The organism is Chromobacterium piscinae, assembly GCF_021129175.1.
Taxonomy (GTDB): Bacteria; Pseudomonadota; Gammaproteobacteria; order Burkholderiales; family Chromobacteriaceae; genus Chromobacterium; species Chromobacterium piscinae.
In genome coordinates this window covers 1-3,459 of sequence record NZ_JAJOHV010000040.1, presented here as the reverse complement: position 1 = coordinate 3,459, position 3,459 = coordinate 1, and the positions used below count along the sequence as shown (strand labels likewise).

The following is a 3,459-nucleotide window of genomic DNA, read 5'->3' as shown; positions in this document are numbered from 1 at the left end:
GGCGCTGGGACTGGCCGCTTTTTGGCTGGGCCAGCAGTTGAGCGCGCTGCTCGCGCCTTCCGCGCCCGGCTACCGAGATCTGGCGCCGGCCCAGCCGCAGGCCGCCGCGGCCGCGGCCGCGCAGGGGCATTGGTTCGGCGAGGCGCCGCAGCAGCCGGTGGCGGCTTTGCCGCCGGTCCGGCTGTTGGGCGTGTACGCGCCCAGCCGCGACGGCGTGCAGGGCTTCGCCATCATCGACAGCAACGGCCACCCCGAGCCGCTGTTGCAGGGCAAGCAGACGCCCGACGGCTGGGAGCTGGTCAAGGTCGCGCCCAATGGCGTCACTTTGCGCTCCGGCGGCAACGAGCAGTTCGTTCCGCTGCAGCGCCAGAGCGGCGGAGGCGGCGGCGACATGCAGCAATCCGCGCCGTCGCAGCCTCCCGCGATGCAGCCGGCCCAGCCCATGCCCGGCGCCGTACCCATTCCGATTCCGGGCCAGAACGCCGTACCCGATGCCCAGCCTCAACCCGCGGTGGATCCTGCCGCGATGATTCGCCAATAAGAGAGTGCAATGCGAATTTCCAAGCTCGTCGCCGCCCTGGCCCTGGTTTACAGTTGCAATCTGCTCGCCGCGCCGCAAAACGATACGGTCATGCTCAACTTCGTCAATGCCGACATCGAAACCGTGGTCAAGGCGATAGGCGAGATCAGCGGCAAGAACTTCATCATCGATCCGCGCGTCAAGGGCACGGTCAACATCGTTTCCAGCCGGCCGGTGCCGCGCGCGCTGTCCTACCAGGTGCTGCTGTCGTCGCTGCGCCTGCAGGGATTTTCCGCGGTGGAGGGCAACGGCGTGATCAAGATCGTGCCGGAAGCGGACGCCAAGCTGCACGCCAAGGCGAGCAAGAGCATTCCGCGCGGCGACGGCGACCGGCTGATCACCAAGGTGTTCGCGCTGAAAAACAGCAACGCCAACCAGCTGGTGCCGGTGATACGGCCGCTGGTGTCGCCCAACAACACGGTGGCCGCCTATCCGCAGTCCAATGCGCTGATCGTCACCGACTACGCGGACAACATCCAGCGCATCGAATCCATCATCGAGTCGGTGGAGTCGGCGGCGGCGGGCGATACCGTGGTGATGCCGGTGCTGTTCGGCTCCGCGGTGGAGCTTGCCAATTCGCTGAACAAGCTGATGCAGGAAGGCGGCGCCGACGGCGGCAAGACCACCATCCTGGCCGACGCGCGCGCCAACGTGCTGATGGTGCGCGCCGATACCCCGGGCAAGATCGGCAAGGTCAAGAGCCTGCTCAAGGTGCTGGACCAGCCCAGCCAGGCCGGCTCCAATGTGCGGGTGGTCTACTTGAAGAACGCCCAGGCGTCCGAGGTGGCCAAAACGCTGCGGCTGTTGCTGGCCAGCGAGGGCAGCCCGGTGCAGACGCGCAGCACGATCAATACCGCAACGTCTACCGGGGGCAGCGCGAGCCTGATGCCATCTTCCACCGGTGCCGGCAGCGGCAGCGGCGCTTCGGCCCAGAATCCGGTGTCGTCGCCGGACGCGGGAGCGGCCGCGGCGGCCTCCTCGTCCTCGTCTTCCGCGCCGTCCGGCGCCGGCATCGGCACGATGATCCAGGCCGACAGCAACAGCAACGCGCTGATCCTCAACGTGCCGGATCCGATGTACCAGAATCTGCGCAATGTGATCGACCTGCTGGATAAGCGCCGGGCCCAGGTTTACGTCGAGGCGCTGGTGATGGAAGTGACCGCCAGCCGCACCACCAAGATCGGCGTGCAGTGGGCGGCGAATGTGCATGGCAACGGCCTGATCGGCAACAGCCTGCCCGGCCCTTCCCCGTCCATCGTGCCGGGAGGCGGCGGCGCGACGCCGACCTCGCCGTTGTCGGGCTTGGTCAACAGCCTGACCGGCGGCGGTTTGACCGCCGCCATCATCAACACCATCACCGTGGGCGGGCAGCAGATTCCGACGCTCGGCCTGCTGGCCCAGGCCTTGGAGCAGGAGGCGCAAGGCAATCTGGTGGCCAGCCCGCAACTGGTGACGATGGACAACGAGGAAGCCAAGATCGTGATCGGCCAGGAGATCGGGGTGCTCAGCGCCTCCTATCCGGCGGGTTCCAGCGGCACCTCCAATGCGCCTTACAATACGTATGACCGCAAGACGGTGGGCTTCGGCCTGAAGATCACGCCGCAGATCTCCGAAGGCGGCACCATCCGCATGAAGATCAGCCAGGCGGCCGACTCCATCGACGCCACCACGCTGAACGCGGCGGCCGGCCCCACCTTCAACCGCCGCACGCTGGACACGGTGGTGACGGTCGGCGACGGCGGCCTGGTGGCGCTGGGCGGGCTGACCCAGGAAACCACGAGCAACGCCGAGGACAAGGTGCCGCTGCTGGGCGACATCCCGGTCATCGGCAACCTGTTCAAGTACCAGGGCAAGGAGCGCAAGAAGACCAACCTGATGATCTTCATCCGCCCCACCATCATTCGCGACGAGATCGGCAACCGCGCGGTGGCCGGCGAGCGCTACGGCTACGTGATGGACGACGCGACGCGGAATGAGGGCCGCAAGCTGCCGCTGAGCCTGAACGATCAACTGAAGGCGCCGGCGGCCGGCAGCATCCACGGCGCGCTGAACGCGCTGGATGCGCTGAACAAGTCGGAAGACAACGCCAAGGCCAAGCAATGATGCAAGCCAAGTTCGCGACGCTGCTGCCCTTTCCCTTCGCCCGCGCCAACGGGGTCATCCTGCTGGACGGCGAGGTCGGCCGGGTGCTGCTGCTGCGCGAGGACGCCAAGCCGGCGGCCTGGGCCGAGGCGCTGCGGGTGCACGGCGGCGAGCTGTCGGGCGTGGAGACGCTGACGGCCTCCCAGTTCGAGAAGCGCCTGTCCGAGCACTACGCCAGCCGCGACGGCGCGGCGGCGGAGATGGTGGACGACATCGGGCAGGACATGGACCTGAACCAGATGGTCGAGTCCTTGCCGACGGTGGAGGACCTGCTGGAAAGCGAGGGCGACGCGCCCATCATCCGCATGATCAACGCGCTGCTCACCCAGGCGCTGCGCGACGGCGCGTCCGACATCCACATCGAAGCCTTCGAGGATCGATCCACCGTGCGCTTCCGCCTGGACGGCACGCTGCGCGACGTGGTCAGCCCGCATCGCGCGCTGCACGCGGCGATGGTGTCGCGGATCAAGATCATGGCCAACCTGGACATCGCCGAGAAGCGCATCCCGCAGGACGGCCGCATCTCGCTGCGTCTGGGCGGCCGGCCGGTGGACGTGCGGGTGTCGACGCTGCCGACCAGCCACGGCGAGCGGGTGGTGCTGCGTCTCTTGGACAAGGAAAACGCCAAGCTGGACCTGGCCACGCTGGGCATGGCCGCCGACACGCTGGCCTCGGTGGACACCTTGATCCGCCAGCCGCACGGCATCCTGCTGGTTACCGGCCCCACCGGCTCCGGC

3 protein-coding genes are annotated in these 3,459 nt (G+C 67.8%); all 3 read left to right on the top strand.

All coding sequences use genetic code 11. The features are described from left to right. A partial coding sequence (locus LQR33_RS12460; protein WP_231469180.1) for a type II secretion system protein N occupies window positions 1–541 on the top strand: 541 nt, incomplete at its 5' end. 9 nt (window positions 542–550) lie between these two features. Beyond that, on the top strand, window positions 551–2,683 hold the full coding sequence (gspD, locus tag LQR33_RS12455; protein ID WP_221664077.1) for a type II secretion system secretin GspD: 2,133 nt from the start codon (window positions 551–553) through the stop codon (window positions 2,681–2,683). After that, window positions 2,680–3,459: GspE/PulE family protein (locus LQR33_RS12450; RefSeq protein ID WP_231469178.1), on the top strand; the 780-nt coding region annotated here is incomplete at its 3' end. The genes gspD and LQR33_RS12450, both read left to right, overlap by 4 nt.

Coding starts and splice junctions, on each gene's coding strand:
- gspD (WP_221664077.1), top strand. CDS start 551: ATGCGAATTTCCAAGCTCGTCGCCGCCCTGGCCCTGGTTTACAGTTGC.